The 21,418-nt window shown below is 70.5% G+C and carries 14 protein-coding genes; 10 read left to right on the top strand and 4 right to left on the bottom strand.

Annotation, left to right across the window (positions count from 1 at the left end; genetic code table 11):
• Positions 1-131: 131 nt before the first annotated feature.
• From mtrA to AVL59_RS42765, 6 genes are all read left to right on the top strand, one after another.
• Positions 132-821, top strand: coding sequence for a two-component system response regulator MtrA (gene mtrA / locus AVL59_RS42790; RefSeq protein WP_191870552.1), 690 nt, complete (start codon positions 132-134; stop codon positions 819-821).
• Between the two features lies 1 nt (position 822).
• On the top strand, positions 823-2,925 hold the full coding sequence (gene mtrB, locus AVL59_RS42785) for an MtrAB system histidine kinase MtrB (RefSeq protein ID WP_167549316.1): 2,103 nt from the start codon (positions 823-825) through the stop codon (positions 2,923-2,925).
• Positions 2,915-4,753 carry an LpqB family beta-propeller domain-containing protein gene (locus AVL59_RS42780; RefSeq protein ID WP_237281813.1) on the top strand — a complete coding sequence of 613 codons (1,839 nt, stop codon included), beginning with the start codon at positions 2,915-2,917 and terminating at the stop codon, positions 4,751-4,753. The genes mtrB and AVL59_RS42780 overlap by 11 nt, the downstream gene beginning before the upstream one ends.
• A gap of 295 nt (positions 4,754-5,048) precedes the next feature.
• Positions 5,049-5,918 (top strand): ComF family protein, encoded by an 870-nt coding sequence (locus AVL59_RS42775; protein WP_067315151.1) that lies wholly within the window; start codon positions 5,049-5,051, stop codon positions 5,916-5,918.
• A gap of 314 nt (positions 5,919-6,232) precedes the next feature.
• Positions 6,233-6,925 (top strand): ribosome hibernation-promoting factor, HPF/YfiA family, encoded by a 693-nt coding sequence (gene hpf / locus AVL59_RS42770; RefSeq protein WP_372450434.1) that lies wholly within the window; start codon positions 6,233-6,235, stop codon positions 6,923-6,925.
• Positions 6,926-7,129: 204 nt separating this feature from the next.
• Positions 7,130-7,876, top strand: a complete 747-nt coding sequence (locus AVL59_RS42765; protein ID WP_067315147.1) for a response regulator — start codon at positions 7,130-7,132, stop codon at positions 7,874-7,876.
• Positions 7,877-7,880: 4 nt separating this feature from the next.
• Here the strand turns inward: AVL59_RS42765 and AVL59_RS42760 are convergent, their stop codons facing one another.
• Entirely contained in the window at positions 7,881-9,083 is a 1,203-nt protein-coding gene (locus AVL59_RS42760) for a winged helix-turn-helix domain-containing protein (protein ID WP_067315146.1), read from the bottom strand.
• Between the two features lie 63 nt (positions 9,084-9,146).
• Positions 9,147-9,719: a GNAT family N-acetyltransferase gene (locus AVL59_RS42755; protein WP_067315144.1), complete on the bottom strand. Its 573-nt coding sequence runs from the start codon at positions 9,717-9,719 to the stop codon at positions 9,147-9,149.
• A 251-nt stretch (positions 9,720-9,970) separates the two neighbouring features.
• Here AVL59_RS42755 and secA point away from each other — a divergent pair, with 251 nt between their 5' ends.
• Positions 9,971-12,784, top strand: a complete 2,814-nt coding sequence (gene secA, locus AVL59_RS42750) for a preprotein translocase subunit SecA (RefSeq protein ID WP_067315143.1) — start codon at positions 9,971-9,973, stop codon at positions 12,782-12,784.
• 240 nt (positions 12,785-13,024) lie between these two features.
• Here secA and AVL59_RS42745 read toward each other — a convergent pair whose 3' ends face one another.
• Positions 13,025-13,513: an Rv3235 family protein gene (locus AVL59_RS42745; protein WP_067315141.1), complete on the bottom strand. Its 489-nt coding sequence runs from the start codon at positions 13,511-13,513 to the stop codon at positions 13,025-13,027.
• Positions 13,514-13,846: 333 nt separating this feature from the next.
• Here AVL59_RS42745 and AVL59_RS42740 point away from each other — a divergent pair, with 333 nt between their 5' ends.
• Both AVL59_RS42740 and AVL59_RS42735 read left to right on the top strand, forming a co-directional pair.
• Positions 13,847-14,350: a DUF6912 family protein gene (locus AVL59_RS42740; protein WP_067315139.1), complete on the top strand. Its 504-nt coding sequence runs from the start codon at positions 13,847-13,849 to the stop codon at positions 14,348-14,350.
• 56 nt (positions 14,351-14,406) lie between these two features.
• Complete coding sequence (locus tag AVL59_RS42735; protein ID WP_067315137.1) at positions 14,407-15,075, top strand: HAD family hydrolase; 669 nt, start codon at positions 14,407-14,409, stop codon at positions 15,073-15,075.
• Positions 15,076-15,257: 182 nt separating this feature from the next.
• On the opposite strand, the gene AVL59_RS42730 is transcribed toward AVL59_RS42735, so the two are convergent.
• Positions 15,258-15,824 (bottom strand): DJ-1/PfpI family protein, encoded by a 567-nt coding sequence (locus tag AVL59_RS42730; protein WP_067315135.1) that lies wholly within the window; start codon positions 15,822-15,824, stop codon positions 15,258-15,260.
• 586 nt (positions 15,825-16,410) lie between these two features.
• Here AVL59_RS42730 and AVL59_RS42725 point away from each other — a divergent pair.
• On the top strand, positions 16,411-21,351 hold the full coding sequence (locus AVL59_RS42725; protein ID WP_067315133.1) for an NAD-glutamate dehydrogenase: 4,941 nt from the start codon (positions 16,411-16,413) through the stop codon (positions 21,349-21,351).
• Positions 21,352-21,418: the final 67 nt, after the last annotated feature.

Genomic DNA, 21,418 nt, shown 5'->3' with positions numbered 1-21,418 from the left:
GATGCCGAGCTGACATCGGTGACCGACATCGACGTGGGCGGACAGGGGCAGACAGTGACGGGCCCGTACGACTATCGTCACCGGCCAGTGACCTCGCTCACCAGCGCCTCTGTCACTGTTACGAGAATGGGATGATGTCGTTTATGAAGGGACGAGTCCTTGTCGTCGACGACGACACCGCACTGGCCGAGATGCTCGGCATTGTGCTGCGTGGTGAAGGTTTTGAGCCGTCTTTCGTAGCCGACGGCGACAAGGCGCTGGCCGCTTTCCGTGAGACCAAGCCCGATCTGGTGCTGCTCGACCTGATGCTGCCCGGCCGGGACGGCATCGAGGTGTGCCGCCTGATCAGGGCGGAGTCCGGGGTGCCGATCGTGATGCTCACGGCCAAGAGCGACACCGTCGACGTCGTCGTGGGCCTGGAGTCGGGCGCCGACGACTACATCGTGAAGCCGTTCAAGCCCAAGGAGCTGGTGGCCCGGATCCGGGCGCGGCTCAGGAGGTCGGAGGAGCCGGCGCCGGAGCAGCTCACCATCGGCGACCTGGTGATCGACGTGGCCGGGCACTCGGTGAAGCGGGACGGGCAGTCGATCGCGCTGACCCCGCTCGAGTTCGACCTGCTGGTCGCGCTCGCACGCAAGCCGTGGCAGGTGTTCACGCGTGAGGTGCTGCTCGAGCAGGTGTGGGGCTATCGCCACGCCGCGGACACGCGGCTCGTCAACGTGCACGTCCAGCGGCTGCGCTCCAAGGTCGAGAAGGACCCGGAGCGGCCGGAGATCGTGGTGACCGTCCGTGGTGTCGGTTACAAGGCCGGACCGAGCTGACATGTCCGGGGACAGCGCCGCTTCGGCTCCCGGCCGGTCCGGGAACCGTCCGGGGCGGTCTGTCGGCCGGACGTCGACGGGTTCGCACTGGGGACGCTTCTTCGAGGGCGGGCTGCTGCAAGGAGGATTCCGGGGCAGCCCGGTCCTTCGGCTGTTCATGCGCTGGGTGCGCCGGCCGCTGCTGCCCGTCATGCGGCTGTGGCGGCGCAACATCCAGCTCCGGGTCGTCGCCACGACCCTGCTGATGTCACTGGGTGTCGTCCTGCTGCTGGGCTTCGTCGTGATCGGCCAGGTGCGCAACGGCCTGCTGGACGCGAAGGTGAGGGCGTCGCAGAGCCAGGCCACCGGCGGGTTCGCCGTGGCCAAGCAGAAGGCCGACGAGGCTGCCAGCGGCGCGGGCACGGCAAGCGGCACCGGCGACGGCAGTACCGACACCGACGGACGGCAGTCGCAGAACGTCATCCCGTGGATGAGCGACCTCGTGGAGTCGCTCTCCAGCGGCGGCGCGGGCGCCTTCGACGTGGTGACGCTGCCCGTGGGCGACGACAGCGGCGGCGGGCGCAGCCCGCGCGGCTCCGGGAACGTCAACCCGTCCGCCAGCGTGCCCGGCGACCTGCGCGACCGGATCAACAGCAGTACGACGGCCGCCCAGAGCTACACCCGGATCACTTACTACAACGGCAAGGAATCCCAGCCTGCGCTGGTCATCGGCAAGCAGGTCAACGACCCCAACGGCCGCCCCTACGAGCTGTACTACCTCTTCCCGCTCACGCAGGAGGAGAAGTCCCTGAGCCTGGTCAAGGGCACGCTCGCCACCGCCGGGCTCTTCGTCGTCGTCCTGCTCGGCGCGATCGCCTGGCTGGTGGTGCGGCAGGTCGTCACGCCGGTCCGGATGGCGGCCGGCATCGCCGAGCGGCTGTCCGCGGGACGGCTCCAGGAGCGGATGAAGGTCACCGGCGAGGACGACATCGCGCGCCTGGGCGAGGCCTTCAACAAGATGGCGCAGAACCTCCAGCTGAAGATCCAGCAGCTGGAGGACCTGTCACGGATGCAGCGCAGGTTCGTCTCCGACGTCTCGCACGAGCTGCGCACGCCGCTGACGACCGTACGGATGGCCGCCGACGTCATCCACGAGGCCCGCGAGGACTTCGACCCGGTCACCGCCAGGTCGGCGGAGCTGCTCGCCGACCAGCTGGACCGGTTCGAGTCGCTGCTCGCGGATCTGCTGGAGATCAGCCGCTTCGACGCGGGCGCGGCGGCCCTGGAGGCCGAGCCGATAGACCTCAGGGACGTCGTGCGGCGAGTGGTGACCGGGGCCGAGCCGCTCGCCGAGCGCAAGGGCACGCACATACGCGTCCTCGGCGATCAGCAGCCCGTCGTCGCCGAGGCCGACGCCCGGCGCGTGGAGCGCGTGCTGCGCAACCTCGTCGTCAACGCCGTCGAACACGGCGAGGGCAAGGACGTCATCGTCAAGCTCGCCGCCGCGGGCGGCGCGGTCGCCGTCGCGGTGCGCGACTACGGCGTCGGACTCAAGCCCGGCGAGGCCACCCGCGTCTTCAGCCGCTTCTGGCGGGCCGACCCGGCACGCGCGCGTACCACCGGCGGTACGGGCCTCGGGCTGTCGATCGCCCTGGAGGACGCCCGGCTGCACGGTGGCTGGCTGCAGGCCTGGGGCGAGCCGGGCGGCGGCTCGCAGTTCCGGCTGACGCTGCCGCGTACAGCGGACGAGCCGCTGCGGGGCTCGCCGATACCGCTGGAGCCCAAGGACTCGCGGCGCAACCGCGGACTCGACGAAGCGGGCCTGCCCGGCGGGACGGAGAAGCGGGCGACCGTTCCGGTGCAGCCCGGCGGCGGTCAGGTGCCGCCGCTGCCGCCGCGCAGCCCGATGACGTCGCGTCTCGCCGCCGTCACGCCCGCCGCGGATCCGACCGCCCTGCCCGGTCATGGCAACGGCGCGCGCGTGGTGCCCAGGCCCCCCGGCGGGGCGCGGCGCCCCGACGACGGCTCCACGGCCGGTCCGGCACCCGACACACACGCGGGCCGTCCGGATCCGGCAGGTCCGGACGACTCGACCGAGCCAGGGGAGGCATTTCGTGGGCGCTGACCGCGAGGGGGGCGTCCGGCACCGGTCCGGGCGCGCGGTGGCCTACGCCGTCTGCGGGGTCGTTCTGCTGGCCGGGTGCGCCTCGATGCCCGACAGCGGGGATCTGCGGGACGTCGAGTCCACGCCGCGGCAGGACACCGGGGTGCGGGTGTTCGCCATGCCGCCCGCCGACGACGCCCAGCCCAGCGAGATCATGCAGGGCTTCCTGGAGGCACTGACCAGCGACGATCCGCAGTACGACACGGCCCGCAAGTACCTGACCACCGACGCGGCCCGCACCTGGCGGCCTGAGGAGTCGGCCACCGTGCTCGCGAACGGGCCTAGCGTCGTGCCCGGCCCGCAGCCGGGCGGCCGGGAGCCGATCGACAGCCTCACCTACGCCCTGACGGGCAGCCGGGTGGCCACCGTCGACACCCAGCAGGCGTACGCGCCCGACACCGGGGCGTACCGCACGAAGGTGCATCTCATCAAGGACGCCAAGAGCGGGCAGTGGCGCATCGACGCGCTGCCCCAGGGCGTCGTCATGGGCAAGTCGGACTTCCAGCGCAACTACACCTCCGTCAACAAGTACTACTTCGCCTCCGGCACGAAGGCCGGTCCGACCGGGCAGCCGGTGGCGGTCGCCGACCCGGTGTTCGTGCGCAGCAAGGTGGACCCGATGACGCAGGTGGTGCGGTCGCTCCTGGCCGGGCCCACCAAGTGGCTCGGGCCGGTGGTCAGGTCCGGCTTCCCGACCGGTACGGCCCTGCAGAAGGGCGAGTCGGGACTGGCGCCGGACGACCAGAACGGACTGACGGTGCCGCTGAGCGGCAAGGTCTCCCGGATCGGGCCGGCCCAGTGCACGGAGATGGCGACCCAGTTGCTGTTCACGCTGCGGAACCTGACGCCGACGCTGGAGTCGGTCGAGCTGCAGGGGCCCGGCAAGCACCGGCTGTGCGACCTGACCGCGGAGCGCGCCGAGTCCGCCGCCTGGCACGCCTCGGCACAGACCCCCGAGTTCCTCTACTTCCTCGACGGCAAGCACCGGCTGGTGCGGTTGCCGACCGGGAGTTCGGGGACCAGTGCCGTTCCGGTGCCGGGTCCCCTGGGCGAGGAGGGCGGCAAGGAGCTGCAGTCGGTGGCCGTCTCCCGGGACGAACACACCGTGGCCGGGGTCGGCGCCGACGGCAAGTCGCTGTACGTGGCCTCGCTGGCGTCGGGCGGTTCGCTCGGGGACGCGGTGGTCAGCAGCCGGGGGGCGACCCCGGACGACCGGCTGACCACGCCGAGTTGGGACGCCAGCGGCGACCTGTGGGTGGCCGACCGCGACCGTCGTGATCCGAAGCTGTACGTCCTGCGGCAGGGCGCCGGCAAGCCGGTGCAGGTCAGCCTCCCGGACCTGCCCGGACGCGTTCAGGAGGTGCGGGTGGCAGCCGACGGCGTGCGGGTCGCGCTGGTCGTGGAGAAGGACGACAAGGAGTCCCTGCTGATCGGACGGATCGAGCGCGGGAGCACGTCGGGGGAAAGCCCCGCCGTCGTCGAACTGCGGTCGGCCGCCCCCGATCTGGAGCAGGTCACCACCATGTCCTGGGCCGGGGACAGCCGACTGGTCGTGGCCGGCCTCGAACAGGGGGGCGTGCACCAGATGCGGTATGTCCAGGTCGACGGCTCCACTCTGGACGGCCCGGCGCCCGCCGCCCTCTCGGGCGTGAAGGGGATCGCCTCGTCCGAGGACGAACGGGTGCCGCTGGTCGCCTACTCGAAGGACGACGGGATCGTACGGCTGCCGTCCGGGGCGCAGTGGCAGAAGGTGGACAAGGACGGGACGGCGCCGGTCTATCCGGGCTGAGGACAGGGCTGCTCCGGCCTGTCCGGGCTGAGAACAGGCTGCCCCGGCCCGTCCGGGCCGAGGGTACGGCTGCCTCGGACCGGGCACCTGGCCGCTGCCGGTGCCGTCTGGGCCGCGCATGCGGCCGCCGGCTGCCTGGGGCTGCTCTGACTGAGGCTGGAGCTGCCTGTCCGGACCGGACTTCCCACGGCCGCCACTCCTCGAAGTGACGAGCGGCGAGCGTCGCTCCCGGTTGTCCACAGGGCGTTTTCCACAGGGGTGGCCGGGGATCCCGGACCTTGGCACAGTGGTGTGCATGCGGGGGTGGTGGCAGGACCTCACCGACCTGGTGCTGTCGGCCGAATGCGCAGGCTGCGGGGCACCTCGTACGGTGCTCTGCCCGCGGTGCCGCGGCGCCCTGGGCGGAGCCGTGCCGCGGCGGGTGCGGCCGGTGCCGGAGCCGCCAGGGCTGCCGGTGGTGCACGCGGCGGCTCCCTACGCGCTGCAGGTACGCGAGCTCCTCCTCGCCCACAAGGAACGAGGCGCCCTGGCGCTCACGGGAGCCCTGGGCGCGGCCCTGGCGGGAGCGGTCCGCGGGGGTCTCGGTCGGGCCGGGCGCGGTGACGGGCAGGCGGGGCCGGGGAGGCTCGGGAGCGTGCTGCTGGTCCCCGTGCCCTCCGCTCGGTGGGCCGTGCGGGCGCGCGGGCACGATCCGGTGCGGCGGATGGCGCTCGCGGCGGCCGGGGAGCTGCGGCGCACCGGGACACCTGCCCGGGTGGCCGCGGTGCTGCGGCAGCGGCGGGCCGTGGCGGACCAGTCGGGGCTCGACGCACGCCGGCGCCTGGCGAACCTGGCGGGCGCACTGGAGGTGACGGCGGGCGGCGCCCGGCTGCTCACCGGGGGCCGGGTCGTCCTGGTCGACGACCTGATCACCACGGGGGCGAGCCTCGCGGAGGCGGCGCGAGCCCTGCGGGAAGCGGCCGTATCGCACTCCGATGGGGGAGTGGCTGTGTACGAAGCCACAACTCGGGAAGGAAGGGGAGAACGACGGACCGGAGCACGGGAGGAGCGCTGGAAGTGGGTGCATCGTGCACCGGAAAACGTGGCACCGAATGCCGCCGGAGAGGCGCTTCATGCAGCCGTGGTCGCCGGTCCCAGGGATTCTTTCGAAATAAACAGGAACTGAGGGCGAACCTGCGTCGTTGCAGGTAGAGAGAGGTTCAATTCACCTGAACGGAGGTACGCCGCAGTAGAGGGTGACGACATCCGTCCGGGCGAGATATGTTCGGTTGTGAGGAAAGGCGCAGGCCACACCTCTCATATCCGAATGCCGTGGCGCGGGTTTTCCGCAATCGCCGGCGCCACCGGGGTGGAGATCTTGCCCATGGGGGAGGAGGAGGTGGAAGTCACCGAGTCCGAGGTTCCGGCGCTCACCGGAGCCTGGTGCAAAAGGGAGATGCTCCGCCGATGGAGCGGAGCGATCCGGGAACGGAGTTCTGCGTGGACATCGTCGTCAAGGGCCGCAAGACCGAGGTGCCCGAGCGGTTCCGCAAGCACGTGGCCGAGAAGCTGAAGCTGGAGAAGATCCAGAAGCTCGACGGCAAGGTGATCAGCCTCGACGTCGAGGTGTCCAAGGAGCCCAACCCTCGTCAGGCCGACCGTTGTGACCGAGTGGAGATCACGCTCCGCTCCCGCGGTCCGGTGATCCGGGCGGAGGCAGCGGCCAGTGATCCGTACGCGGCACTCGACCTGGCGGCGGAGAAGTTGGACGCCCGGCTGCGCAAGCAGCACGACAAGCGTTTCTCGCGCCGCGGCGCACGCCGGATTTCAGCCGCCGAGGTTCCCGACCACGTCCCGGGCGCGGCGACGCTCAACGGCAACGGCCTTCCCGTCCACGATGAGGAGACGGACGGAGTGCCGACCAAGAGGATCGGCTCGCTGGAGGTCAAGGGCGAGGGGCCCCTGATCGTCCGCGAGAAGACGCACGTCGCCTCCCCGATGAGCCTCGACCAGGCGCTCTACGAGATGGAACTGGTCGGCCACGACTTCTACTTGTTCGTCGACTCCGAGACCAAGGAACCGAGCGTCGTCTACCGGCGACACGCCTACGACTACGGCGTCATCCACCTGAGCACGGAAATGATGGTCGCCGAGGCGCAGTCCCCCACGGCGGGGGGCACGCTGGGCGGCTGACCCGTCCGGCCTGATGCCGAGCCGGTGCCCCTGGAGAGCGTGTGCGCCCCCAGGGGCACCGGTGTGCGACCACTTCACGCCCCGCACGTCACCGCAGCGACGTCCGGGCATGAAATCATGGCCGCACCGGCCCAACCGGTGGGCCGCAGCCTTGGGTTGGCGATGGCACAGGACAACAGGCCACAGCCTTCAGGGGGAGGAACGATGGCGGACACCTTCGGACCGATGCGAGACGCGGATGCCGACGACGGTGTCATCGGCATGGGCCCGGATCCGGGCCCCGCACGCAAGGAGCCGATCAGGGTCCTGGTGGTGGACGACCATGCCCTCTTCCGTCGTGGCCTGGAGATCGTGCTCGCGGCCGAGGAGGACATCCAGGTCGTCGGCGAGGCGGGCGACGGCGCCGAGGCCGTCGACAAGGCCGCGGATCTGCTGCCCGACATCGTGCTGATGGACGTGCGGATGCCCAAGCGCGGCGGGATCGAGGCCTGCACCTCCATCAAGGAGGTCGCCCCCAGCGCGAAGATCATCATGCTGACGATCAGCGACGAAGAGGCCGACCTCTACGACGCGATCAAGGCGGGCGCCACCGGATATCTCCTCAAGGAGATCTCGACGGACGAGGTGGCCACCGCCATTCGCGCGGTGGCCGACGGGCAGTCGCAGATCAGCCCGTCCATGGCGTCCAAACTCCTCACCGAGTTCAAGTCGATGATCCAGCGCACCGACGAACGCCGGCTGGTGCCCGCACCGCGGCTGACCGACCGCGAGCTGGAGGTCCTCAAGCTCGTCGCCACGGGGATGAACAACCGCGACATCGCCAAGGAGTTGTTCATCTCCGAGAACACCGTGAAGAACCACGTCCGCAACATCCTGGAGAAGCTGCAGCTGCACTCCAGGATGGAGGCGGTGGTCTACGCGATGCGGGAGAAGATCCTCGAGATCCGCTAGCCGGCTAGACGAGGGCGCGGGCGAGCTCCCTGGTGAGGGGCTCGCGGAGTTCGGGGCTGTCCACGCGCTCCACGCGGACGTCCGAGCAGTTCACCCACGTCGCCGCCTCGACCAGGGCCTGTGCCACCGCCGGGACCGCCTTCGGGCCGTCCAGGGTGACCTGCTTGGCCACCAGCGTGCTGCCCTCGCGTGCCGGGTCGACACGGCCGACCAGCTGCCCGCCCGCCAGCACGGGCATCGCGAAGTAGCCGTGGACCCGCTTGGGCTTGGGGACGTAGGCCTCCAGGCGGTGGGTGAAGCCGAAGATCCGCTCCGTGCGGGCCCGCTCCCAGATCAGTGAGTCGAACGGGGACAGCAGTGTGGTGCGGTGCCGGCCGCGCGGCGAGGACGCGAGAGACGCCGGGTCCGCCCAGGCCGGCTTGCCCCAGCCCTCGACCTCGACCGGCACCAGGCCCGTATCCGCGATGACCGCGTCGACCTGCTCGCCCTTGAGGCGGTGGTAGTCGGCGATGTCCGCGCGCGTGCCGACGCCCAGGGACTCACCGGCCAGCCGGACCAGACGGCGCAGGCACTCGGTGTCGTCCAGCTCGTCGTGCAGCAGCGCGTCCGGGATGGCGCGCTCGGCCAGGTCGTACACCCGCTTCCAGCCGCGCCGCTCGACACACACCACCTCGCCGTACATCAGGGCGCGCTCCACGGCGACCTTGGTGCCGGACCAGTCCCACCACTCGCTGGTCTTCTTCGCGCCGCCCAGTTCCGTGGCCGTCAGCGGGCCTTCCGCGCGCAACTGCTTGACGACCTGGTCGTAGGCCCCGTCGGGCAGCTGGTGGTTCCAGTGTGGGCGGCCGCGGTAGGCACGGCGGCGGAAGGCGAAATGGGGCCACTCCTCGACCGGCAGGATGCAGGCCGCGTGCGACCAGTACTCGAAGGCGTGCGGTTGTGCCGGAGACGCGCCCACGGATGCGGGGTTCCAGTACGCGGCCTCGACGGTCTTGCGTCCGACCGCGCCCAGACGCGCGTACGGGACGAGTTCGTGGGAACGGGCGAGGACCGAGATGGTGTCCAGCTGGACCGCGCCGAGATGGCGGAGCACCCCGCGGACACCGCCCCTCCGGTCGGGTGCGCCGAGGAAGCCCTGGGCCCGCAGGGCGATGCGGCGGGCGTCGTCCGCGGTGAGGGTGACGGTGGGGCGCGGAAGGGTCGTCATGCGTCGGACGATAGAGGGCCGCACTGACAATGCGGGCTGACCTGCGCTTTCGCCCGGCCGGGCTCAAGCGCGCGCGGGCAGGTACGGTGCCGTCGACGGCAGGCCCAGGTCCGAGGGGAGCAGGGAACCCACCCAGCAGTCCCGGCGGACCCCCTTGTTGTTCACGCCCGCGCGCAGGGTGCCCTCGACGGTGAAGCCGACCCGCTCCGCCACCGCGCGCGAGGGGCCGTTGCCGACCTCGGCCCGCCACTCCAGGCGGTCGACGGACAGCGCGGTGAAGGCCCAGCGGGAGGCGGCGAGGGCGGCCTCGGTGATGTAGCCGCGGCCGCGGTGCTCCTTGACGGCCCAGAAACCGACCTCGCCGACACCCAGCGCGCGCATCGTGATGCCGAGCATCCCCACCAGCTCTTCTGTGGGAAGGAACACGCCGAAGGTGTACATCGAGTCGCCCGCCCAGCCGTCGGGCGCGAGCTGCCCGACGAAACTCTCGGCGTGCTCCCATAGGTAGGGAGAGGGGAACGCGGGGATCCAGCGCTGTATGTTCGGGTCCTGGGCGGCCTCGAAGACCGCCTCGGTGTCGTCGGGGCCGACGGTACGCAGCAGGAGTCGGTCGGTGGGGAGTGTGACGGGTTCCATCGGCCGATTCTGTGCGGGCGGCCCCGCCATGCCAGCGTTTTTCGCGGTATGTGAGCGCGTGATCACATTTCGCGCAATTCCTTGTCGCGGGGCGGCACCATCCGCAGGGCCCGTCCGTTGTCCAGGGTGAAGCAGCCGTGGGGCCGCCAGGCCTCCCGGCACGGCAGTGTCCTCGCATACGATGGCCGTTGCTCAGTAAGTCAAAGGAAAACCGACCGTCCCAGGCCCGACCGGCAAGGAGACCAGCCCCCGTGTCCGTCCTCTCGAAGATCATGCGTGCAGGCGAAGGCAAGATCCTGCGCAAGCTGCACCGCATCGCGGACCAGGTCAACTCCATCGAAGAGGACTTCGTCGACCTCTCCGACGCCGAGCTGCGGGCTCTCACCGAGGAGTACAAGCAGCGGTACGCCGACGGTGAGAGCCTGGACGACCTGCTCCCCGAGGCGTTCGCCACCGTCCGCGAGGCCGCCAAGCGCGCCCTCGGCCAGCGTCACTACGACGTGCAGCTGATGGGCGGCGCCGCCCTCCACCTCGGCTATGTCGCCGAGATGAAGACCGGTGAGGGCAAGACCCTCGTCGGCACCCTGCCCGCGTATCTGAACGCCCTTTCCGGCGACGGCGTCCACATCGTCACGGTCAACGACTACCTGGCCGAGCGCGACTCCGAGATGATGGGCCGCGTCCACAAGTTCCTGGGCCTGAGCGTCGGCTGCATCCTGGCCAACATGACGCCGGCCCAGCGCCGCGAGCAGTACGAGTGCGACATCACGTACGGCACGAACAACGAGTTCGGCTTCGACTACCTGCGTGACAACATGGCGTGGTCGCAGGACGAGCTGGTGCAGCGCGGCCACAACTTCGCCATCGTCGACGAGGTCGACTCCATCCTGGTCGACGAGGCCCGTACGCCGCTGATCATCTCCGGCCCGGCCGACCAGGCCACCAAGTGGTACGGCGACTTCGCCAAGCTGGTCACGCGCCTGAAGAAGGGCGAGGCGGGCAACCCCCTCAAGGGCGTCGAGGAGACCGGCGACTACGACGTCGACGAGAAGAAGCGCACGGTCGCCATCCACGAGGGCGGTGTCTCCAAGGTCGAGGACTGGCTGGGCATCGACAACCTCTACGAGTCGGTGAACACCCCGCTCGTGGGCTACCTGAACAACGCCATCAAGGCCAAGGAACTCTTCAAGAAGGACAAGGACTACGTCGTCATCGACGGCGAGGTCATGATCGTCGATGAGCACACCGGCCGTATCCTCGCCGGCCGCCGCTACAACGAGGGCATGCACCAGGCGATCGAGGCGAAGGAAGGGGTGGACATCAAGGACGAGAACCAGACGCTCGCCACGATCACCCTGCAGAACTTCTTCCGCCTCTACGGCAAACTCTCCGGCATGACCGGTACGGCGATGACCGAGGCCGCCGAGTTCCACCAGATCTACAAGCTCGGCGTGGTCCCGATCCCGACGAACAAGCCGATGGTCCGCAAGGATCAGTCGGACCTGATCTACCGCACCGAGGTGGCCAAGTTCGAGGCGGTCGTCGACGACATCGCCGAGAAGCACGAGAAGGGCCAGCCGATCCTCGTCGGTACGACGTCCGTCGAGAAGTCGGAGTACCTGTCCCAGCAGCTCAGCAAGCGCGGCATCCAGCACGAGGTGCTCAACGCCAAGCACCATGAGCGCGAGGCGTCGATCGTCGCCCAGGCCGGCCGCAGGGGCGCCGTGACGGTGGCCACCAACATGGCCGGCCGCGGTACGGACATCAAGCTCGGCGGCAACCCCGAGGACCTCGCCGAGGCGGAGCTGCGCCAGCGTGGCCTCGACCCCGAGGAGCACATCGAGGAGTGGGCGCACGCCCTGCCCGCCGCCCTGCAGAAGGCCGAGCAGGCGGTCAAGGCGGAGTTCGAGGAGGTCAAGGACCTCGGCGGCCTCTACGTCCTGGGCACCGAGCGGCACGAGTCGCGGCGTATCGACAACCAGCTGCGCGGTCGTTCCGGCCGTCAGGGCGACCCGGGCGAGTCCCGTTTCTACCTCTCCCTCGGTGACGACCTGATGCGGCTCTTCAAGGCCCAGATGGTCGAGCGCGTGATGTCGATGGCGAACGTGCCGGACGATGTGCCGATCGAGAACAAGATGGTCACGCGCGCGATCGCGTCCGCGCAGTCGCAGGTCGAGCAGCAGAACTTCGAGACCCGTAAGAATGTTCTGAAGTACGACGAGGTGCTCAACCGGCAGCGCGAGGTCATCTACGGCGAGCGCCGCCGCGTTCTGGAGGGCGAGGACCTGCACGAGCAGGTGCAGCACTTCACGGACGACACGATCGACGCGTACGTCGGTGCGGAGACCGCCGAGGGCTTCCCCGAGGACTGGGACCTGGACCGGCTGTGGGGCGCCTTCAAGCAGCTCTACCCGGTGAAGGTCACCGTCGAGGAGCTTGAGGAGGCGGCAGGTGACCGGGCCGGTCTCACCGCCGAGTTCATCTGCGAGTCCATCAAGGACGACATCCACGAGCAGTACGCCGCCCGTGAGGCGCAGCTCGGCTCCGAGATCATGCGGGAGCTGGAGCGCCGGGTCGTGCTGTCGGTCCTCGACCGCAAGTGGCGTGAGCACCTCTACGAGATGGACTACCTCCAGGAGGGCATCGGCCTGCGCGCGATGGCGCAGAAGGACCCGCTGGTCGAGTACCAGCGCGAGGGCTTCGACATGTTCACCGCGATGATGGAGGGCATCAAGGAGGAGTCCGTCGGCTACCTGTTCAACCTGGAGGTCCAGGTCGAGCAGCAGGTCGAGGAGGTCCCGGTCGAGGAGGCCCAGCCGGTGGCGGAGGGCGCCGTCCAGGACACGGTGCCGGCGCAGGCGGGCGCGCGTCCGGAGATCCGGGCCAAGGGGCTGGATGTTCCGCAGCGGCGGGATCTGCACTTCTCCGCGCCCACCGTGGACGGTGAGGGCGGCATCGTGGAGCGCGACCTCGAGGACGAGGAGCCTGTGCGGTCCGAGTCGGACGGGCTGACGCGGGCCGAGCGTCGTCGGCAGGCGAAGGGCGGGCGGCGCCGCAAGAAGTAGCCGGCGGTGCTTCAGCCTTTGTGAAGGGCCGGGTCTCCTTTGGGGACCCGGCCCTTCGGCTTGGGTACGGCGGTACTGCCTCGGTGCGTACGGCCTGGGTGCGTGGTGCTGGGCGGGGGTTGGCTCGCTTGCCCGCGCCTGAGGGGTGCCTCCAGGTCCTTGAGGCACTGGGGGAGGCACGACTGCCCGCTGCTGAGGCAGCATGGCTGCGCACAGCTGACCAGGGGCTTCGTGTCGGGCTCAGTCGTCCTCGGGTGCGTGGGGTGGCCTCGGGCCGCCCAGTTCCACCGCTGTGCAGCGCCAGCGGTGGTCCTCGCCTCGTTCCAGGCGGAAGGCCATGGCGCGCAGGCGGTCGCCGGCGGAGATGCGGGCGAAGACCTCCAGGGCGCCGACGCGGGGGACGTAGTACCCGATGTCGCGGACGACGGGGCGGGGGCCGTGGGTGCGCAGGGGGCTGCGTTCGGCGAGGCGGGCGAGGTCGTCGTAGGCGCGGCCGACGGTGTGCCGGAGCATCCAGTGGACGGGGCGCTGACCGCTCAGGACGGCCAGCAGGCGGTCGGCGAAGAGGTCGGTGGGGCGCGGGTGTCCCACGGCCGTCTGCGGCGTCGTGGCGGCCCTGCCCCTGACGGGGTTGCGGGGCGGGGCGCCGCCGGGGCGGCGGGAGTCGTGGCGGGTCGGCGGGCGGTGGCGCGGGCGGGCGTGAGGAGTGCGGCTCATGACCTTGTTCATGGGGGTCCCCGTTCGGCGGGCCCGGAACGTACCGGGCGGTAACTCGCTGGTGGGGATCTTGTACGGGGGTGCGGACGGGCCGCGCAAGGAAGGCTGGGCAGGCCGTGAGGGGGCGAAAATGTTCACCTATCCGAGTCATGCGGGACCCCGGAAACCCCATGGGCAAGCGGCGGGACCGGGTGAGGTGAGGGGCGCGGGGTGGACGCGGCCGGGGATGTGGGAGGGGACCCGAAAGGGGACAGCCGCACGTATCCTGAAGACCCGTCGGGAGACGCGTCAGCCGCCCTCCCCGGGGCCTCAGCGGAGCCTTTGACCAGGAAAGAGCGGCCAGCCATGCGCGTCTACGTCCCCCTGACCCTCCCCGGGCTCGCCGAGGCGCACAAGACGGGCGAGCTGGGGACCGGGCCCTTCGTCGCGTACGCCGTCACGCCCGCGCTGCGCGAGTGGTACCTCTCCGACGACATCGAGGAGCTGGAGTACGCGGCGCTCAGCCGGGCCGCGCAGGCCTCGCTGCGGCTGCTGGCGGCCGACCCGGATGCCGTACGGCGCCGGGTCGTGGTCGCCGTCGACGTGCCGGACCGCGCTGCGACGGCCGACCCGGACCGCGGGCTCGACCCGGGCGCGCTCGGCGAGGTGACGGTGGCCGGCACGGTGGCGCTCGCGAAGGCGGCCGCGGTGCATGTCGACGCCGATGACGCGGAGGCGGACGTCGCCGCGGCGGCTCAGGCGCTGGAGTCGGCCGACGGCGGGGACGACGACGCGCAGTTCGTCGTGGACGGGGCCGACGATCACGAGCTGCTGTGGTACGCCACGCAGGAGATTCCCAACCTGGTCTGACCGAGCCCTGGCCGGATCTGCCGTGATTGTCAGTGGCGGCGGGTACGGTTTTCGGCATGGGGATGCACGCAGGAGCGCACATTGTCTGGGACTGGAACGGGACACTGTTCCACGACAATGACGCGATCATCGGGGCGACGAACGCGGCCTTCGCCGAGCTGGGGCTGGCGCCGATCACGCTGGAGGAGTACCGGGCGCTGTACTGCGTGCCGGTGCCGAAGTTCTACGAGCGGCTGCTCGGCCGGCTTCCGACGGATGCCGAGTGGAAGCAGATGGACGAGGTCTTCCACCGGTACTACGCGGAGCACCGGGTCCGCTGCGGGCTGACCGAGGGGGCGGCCGAGCTGCTCGCGGGGTGGCGGTCGGCGGGGCACAGCCAGTCGCTGCTGAGCATGTACGGGCACGAGGAGCTGGTGCCGCTGGTGCGCGGCTTCGGGATCGAGGGTCACTTCGTGCGGGTCGACGGGCGTACGGGGCCGTCCGGCGGCAGCAAGGCCGAGCACATGGTGCGGCATCTGGAGGCGCTGAGCGGGTCGGTGGAGGCCGCGCGGACCGTGGTGATCGGCGACGCCTCGGACGATGCGGTCGCGGCGCGCCACGTGGGGGCGCGGGCCGTGCTGTACACCGGGGGTTCGCACAGCCGGGTCAGCCTGGAGGAGGTCGGGGTGCCGGTGGTGGATTCGTTGGCCGAGGCGGTGGCGGAGGCGCAGCGAATAGCGGCTTAGCCGCGGGCGGAGGTGCCCTGTGCTGCCCGCAGCCGCGGTGGCTGCGGTGGCTGCGAAGCCGACGGGACCGCAGCTCCCCAGGGGCGCCGCGGGGAACTGCGCGACCAGCCCCCGCGCACCCGCAGCCGCCCAACGGCCCGCAGCCCAACGGCGCACGGGCGCCCGCAGCCGCGCAGCTCGGCTCAGCTCACCGGTGCCTTCGCCCGCAGCACCGTCAGGAACTCACGCATCCACGCCGGATGATCCGGCCACGCGCGGGACGAGATCAGGGTGCCGTCGACCACTGCCTCGGCGTCCTCGAAGTGCGCTCCGGCCGCCTGCATGTCGAGTTCCAGGGCGGGGTAGGCGGTCACCCGGCGGCCGCGCAGACTGTCGATCGCGGCGGTGAGCAGGGGACCGTGGCAGATCTGGGCGACGGGCTTGTCCGCGTCGAAGAACGCCTTGAGGATCTTGCGCAGTTCGGGGTCGTTGCGCAGGTACTCGGGTGCCCGGCCGCCGGGGATGACGAGGGCCGCGTACTGGCCGGGGTCGACCTCGGAGAAGGCGAGGTCGGCCGGCCAGGTGTAGCCGGGCTTCTCGGTGTAGGTGTCGTAACCGGGTTCGAAGTCGTGGACGACGAACCGGAGGGTCTTGCGGGTGGGGGCCGCGATATGGACGTCGTAGCCCTCCTCGCGTAGGCGCTGGTAGGGGTAGAGGACTTCCAGGGACTCCGCTGCGTCGCCGGTGATGATGAGGATCTTCGCGGGCATGTCGCTCCTCCTGCACGGGCACGGCCCCTCGGCGGGGGACGGGCACTGTCCTGGCAAAGTGCCTCTTCAGGGCGCGCTTGCCAAGAGGACCCGTCGTTTTCAGGGTGTGGCCCAGGGCCCTCGGCCGCGACCGGATACGCCACCGACCGCCTTCCCGCCGCTGTGCAGAACGTCAAAGTTCTCCCCACTGTTTTGTACACATACGGCTCATGACGGGCCCCGGGTAGGGAGCGATAGCCTTGTGGCGTGATCAGCGCGATATCTCGCGGGGGCGATCCTGCTCCTGCCCTGCGCCCGGGTTGCACGGAGTACCTCCGTGACCGGGCTGCGTTCGCTGGTCTTCGCGGGCGGGACGGGGGCGCGGAAGCCCCCAGGACGCCGAGGACGGCCCGGGGCACATCGGTGCCGAGAGCAGCGTCACACCCCATGGGCGTGCCGAGAATGGCCGAATACCTCCCGCCCATCTCACCCTGCGGCATACCGTCGGAACGGACCGGACACCCTGGGCCGTGGCGTCATGCCGGAGGGGGAGGGACCGTACTTCCTTCTACGTCACGCAACGGCGCGCGACAGGAGCCAGAGGACAATGCAGACCAAGCTGGACGAAGCCAAGGCCGAGCTGCTCGAACGGGCCGCCCGGGTAGCTGAGAACAGCCCGGTCGGGGGCCACCTACCGACCGGGACGACGGGCGAGGGCACGGCCGGCACCCCCGACAGCGAGTCCGTGCTCGCGTTCCTCCAGCGCTACTACCTGCACACCGCCCCGGAAGATCTCACCGACCGCGAACCGGACGACGTCTTCGGCGCCGCTGTCTCGCACTACCGTCTCGCCGAGAACCGCCCCCAGGGGACCGCGAACGTCCGGGTGCACACCCCGACCGTGGAAGAGAACGGCTGGACCTGCAGCCACACCGTCGTGGAAGTCGTCACCGATGACATGCCCTTCCTCGTCGACTCGGTCACCAATGAGCTGACCCGGCAGGGGCGTGGCATCCACGTTGTCATCCACCCGCAGATCGTCGTCCGGCGCGACCTCACCGGCAAGCTCATCGAGGTGCTGCCTGCCGCGCCCATGAGCGACCTGCCGCACGACGCGCACATCGAGTCCTGGATCCACGTCGAGATCGACCGGGAGACCGACCGGGCCGACCTGAAGCAGATCTCCGCCGACCTGCTGCGGGTCCTGTCGGACGTCCGCGAGGCCGTCGAGGACTGGGAGAAGATGCGGGACGCGGCGACCCGGATCGCCGACGGCCTGGAGAGCGAGCCCCGGCCGGCCGATCTGCCCGGGCCCGAGGTCCAGGAGGCCCGCGAGCTGCTGCGCTGGTTGTCCTCCGACCACTTCACCTTCCTCGGCTTCCGCGAGTACCAGCTGCGCGACGACGACACGCTCGCCGCCGTGCCCGGCACCGGCCTCGGCATCCTGCGCGCCGACCCGCACCACTCCGCGGACGACCAGCACCCTGTCAGCCCCTCCTTCGAGCGGCTCCCGGCCGACGCCCGCGCCAAGGCCCGCGAGCACAAGCTGCTCGTGCTGACCAAGGCCAACAGCCGGTCCACCGTGCACCGGCCGTCGTACCTGGACTACATCGGCGTCAAGAGGTTCGACGCGGAGGGCAACGTCGTCGGCGAGCGCCGCTTCCTCGGCCTGTTCTCCTCCGCCGCCTACACCGATTCGGTCCGCCGGGTGCCGGTGGTCCGCCGCAAGTGCGACGAGGTCCTGGAGCGCGCCGGGTTCTCGCCCAACAGCCACGACGGCCGCGACCTGCTCCAGATCATGGAGACCTACCCGCGCGACGAGCTGTTCCAGACCCCGGTCGCCGAGCTGCAGTCCATCGTGACGAGCGTCCTCTACCTGCAGGAACGCCGCCGGCTCCGGCTCTACCTGCGCCAGGACGAGTACGGCCGCTACTACTCGGCCCTCGTCTACCTCCCCCGGGACCGCTACACCACCGGTGTCCGGCTGCGGATCATCGACATCCTGAAGGAGGAGCTCGGCGGGATCAGCGTCGACTTCACCGCGTGGAACACCGAGTCGATCCTGTCCCGGCTGCACTTCGTCGTCCGGGTCCCGCCGGGCACCGAGCTGCCCGAGCTGTCGGACGCCGGCAAGGAGCGCATCGAGGCCCGTCTGGTGGAGGCCGCCCGCTCCTGGGCCGACGCGTTCGCGGAGGCGCTGACCGCCGAGTGTGGCGAGGAGCACGCGGCCGAGGTGCTGCGCCAGTACGGCAGCGCCTTCCCCGAGGGCTACAAGGCCGACCACAGCCCGCGTCTCGCGGTCGCCGACCTGGTCCACCTGGAGCAGCTGGGCGCGGACAAGACGTTCTCGCTGAGTCTGTACGAGCCGGTGGGCGCCGCCCCCGGGGAGCGCCGCTTCAAGATCTACCAGAAGGGCGGCTCGGTCTACCTCTCGCAGGTGCTGCCGGTGCTGAGCAAGCTCGGCGTCGAGGTCACCGATGAGCGGCCGTACGAGCTGCGCTGCGCCGACCGCTCCACGGCGTGGATCTACGACTTCGGCCTGCGCATGCCGAAGGCGCCGGGCGGCAGCGCCGAGTTCCTCGGCGACGACGCCCGTGAGCGGTTCCAGGACGCCTTCGCCGCGACCTGGACCGGCGAGGCCGAGAACGACGGCTTCAACGCCCTCGTGCTCAGCGCCGGGCTCAACTGGCGGGAGGCGATGGTGCTGCGGGCGTACGCCAAGTACCTGCGGCAGGCCGGTTCCACCTTCAGCCAGGACTACATGGAGGACACCCTCCGCAACAACGTCCACACCACCCGGCTCCTCATCAACCTGTTCGAGGCGAGGATGTCCCCGGACCGGCAGCGGGCCGGTCTCGAGATCGTGGACGCGCTGCTGGAGGAGCTGGACGCGGCCCTGGACCAGGTGGCGAGCCTGGACGAGGACCGCATCCTGCGCTCCTTCCTGACCGTCATCAAGGCGACCCTGCGCACGAACTTCTTCCAGGACACGGCCGCCGGCCGGCCGCACGAGTACGTGTCCATGAAGTTCGACCCGCAGGCCATCCCGGACCTGCCCGCGCCGCGCCCGGCGTACGAGATCTGGGTGTACTCGCCGCGCGTCGAGGGCGTGCACCTGCGCTTCGGCAAGGTCGCGCGCGGCGGTCTGCGCTGGTCGGACCGGCGTGAGGACTTCCGCACGGAGATCCTCGGCCTGGTCAAGGCGCAGATGGTGAAGAACACCGTCATCGTGCCGGTGGGCGCCAAGGGCGGCTTCGTCGCCAAGCAGCTGCCGGATCCGAGCGTGGACCGGGACGCGTGGCTGGCCGAGGGCATCGCCAGCTACAAGACGTTCATCTCGGCGCTGCTCGACATCACCGACAACATGGTGGCCGGCGAGGTCGTGCCGCCGCAGGACGTGGTGCGGCACGACGGGGACGACACCTACCTGGTGGTCGCGGCCGACAAGGGCACCGCGACGTTTTCCGACATCGCCAACGAGGTCGCGAACAAGTACAGCTTCTGGCTCGGCGACGCCTTCGCCTCCGGCGGCAGCGCGGGCTACGACCACAAGGGCATGGGTATCACCGCGCGCGGCGCCTGGGAGTCCGTCAAGCGGCACTTCCGTGAGCTGGGCGTGGACACGCAGACCGAGGACTTCACGGTCGTCGGCATCGGTGACATGTCCGGTGACGTGTTCGGCAACGGCATGCTGCTCAGCGAGCACATCCGCCTGGTCGCCGCCTTCGACCACCGGCACATCGTGATCGACCCGACCCCGGACGCGGCCACCTCCTACGCCGAGCGCCGCCGTCTGTTCGAGCTGCCCCGCTCCAGCTGGGCGGACTACAACACCGAGCTGCTGTCGGCGGGCGGCGGGATCTTCCCGCGCACCGCCAAGGCGATCCCGCTCAACGCGCACATCCGCGAGGCGCTGGGCATCGAGGAGAAGATCTCCAAGATGACCCCGGCCGACCTGATGAAGGCGATCCTGCACGCGCCGGTGGACCTGCTGTGGAACGGCGGCATCGGCACGTACGTGAAGTCGTCGGCGGAGTCCAACGCCGATGTCGGCGACAAGGCCAACGACGCCATCCGCGTCGACGGCCGCGACCTGCGCGTCAAGGTCGTCGGCGAGGGCGGCAACCTGGGCCTGACCCAGCTCGGCCGCATCGAGTTCGCGCTGCACGGTGGCGGGATCAACACCGACGCGATCGACAACAGCGCAGGTGTGGACACCTCCGACCACGAGGTGAACATCAAGATCCTGCTGAACGGCCTGGTCGCGGACGGCGACATGACCGTCAAGCAGCGCAACAAGCTGCTCGCCGAGATGACCGACGAGGTCGGCGCGCTGGTGCTGCGCAACAACTACGCACAGAACACGGCGCTGGCCAACGCCCTCTTCCAGTCCAAGGACATGCTGCACGCGCAGCAGCGGTTCATCCGCCACCTGGTGCGCGAGGGCCACCTGGACCGGGCGCTGGAGTTCCTGCCCGCCGACCGCCAGATCCGCGAGCGCCTCGGCCAGGGCCAGGGCCTGACCGGTCCGGAGACGGCGGTGCTGCTGGCGTACACGAAGATCACGGTCGCCGAGGAGCTGCTGCACACCACGCTGCCGGACGACCCGTACCTGCGCAGCCTGCTGCACGCCTACTTCCCGACGGCGCTGCGCGAGCGGTTCGCGGACGCGGTCGACAGCCACCCGCTGCGCCGCGAGATCACCACGACCGTGCTGGTCAACGACACGGTCAACACGGGCGGTACGACGTATCTGCACCGTCTGCGCGAGGAGACCGGCGCCTCCCTGGAGGAGATCGTCCGCGCCCAGACCGCGGCCCGTGCGATCTTCCGCTCGGCGCCGGTGTGGGACGCGGTCGAGGAGCTGGACAACAAGGTCGACGCGGCCGTCCAGACCCGCATCCGGCTGCACTCGCGCCGTCTGGTCGAGCGCGGCACGCGCTGGCTGCTGAACAACCGGCCGCAGCCGCTCGAACTCGCCGAGACCGTCGAGTTCTTCGGCGAGCGGGTCGAGCAGGTCTGGCAGCAGCTGCCCAAGCTGCTGCGCGGCGCGGACCTGGAGTGGTACCAGCACGTGTACGACGAGCTGTCCGCGGCCGGTGTCCCGGACGAGGCGGCCACCCGCGTGGCCGGGTTCTCCTCCGCCTTCCCGGCGCTGGACATCGTCTCGGTGGCCGACCGCATGGGCAAGGAGCCGCTGGACGTCGCCGAGATCTACTACGACCTCGCCGACCGGCTGAACATCACGCAGCTGATGGACCGCATCATCGAGCTGCCCCGCGAGGACCGCTGGCAGTCCATGGCCCGCGCCTCCATCCGCGAGGACCTGTACGCGGCGCACGCGGCGCTCACCGCGGACGTCTTCGCGGCCGGCAACGGCACGTCGACGCCCGAGCAGCGGTTCACGGCCTGGGAGCAGAAGAACGGCGCGATCCTGGGCAGGGCGCGCACCACCCTGGACGAGATCCGCGGTTCGGACTCCTTCGACCTCGCCAACCTGTCGGTGGCGATGCGTACGATGCGGACGCTGCTGCGCACGCACTCGTAACCGTAAGACGCCGAGGGCGCCCCGGGCCGGTCATGGCCCGGGGCGCCCTCTGTCTTGCCCCCGGCTT

It is taken from the genome of Streptomyces griseochromogenes (genome assembly GCF_001542625.1).
Taxonomy (GTDB): domain Bacteria; phylum Actinomycetota; class Actinomycetes; order Streptomycetales; family Streptomycetaceae; genus Streptomyces; species Streptomyces griseochromogenes.
This window is presented reverse-complemented; position numbering and strand designations above follow the sequence as displayed.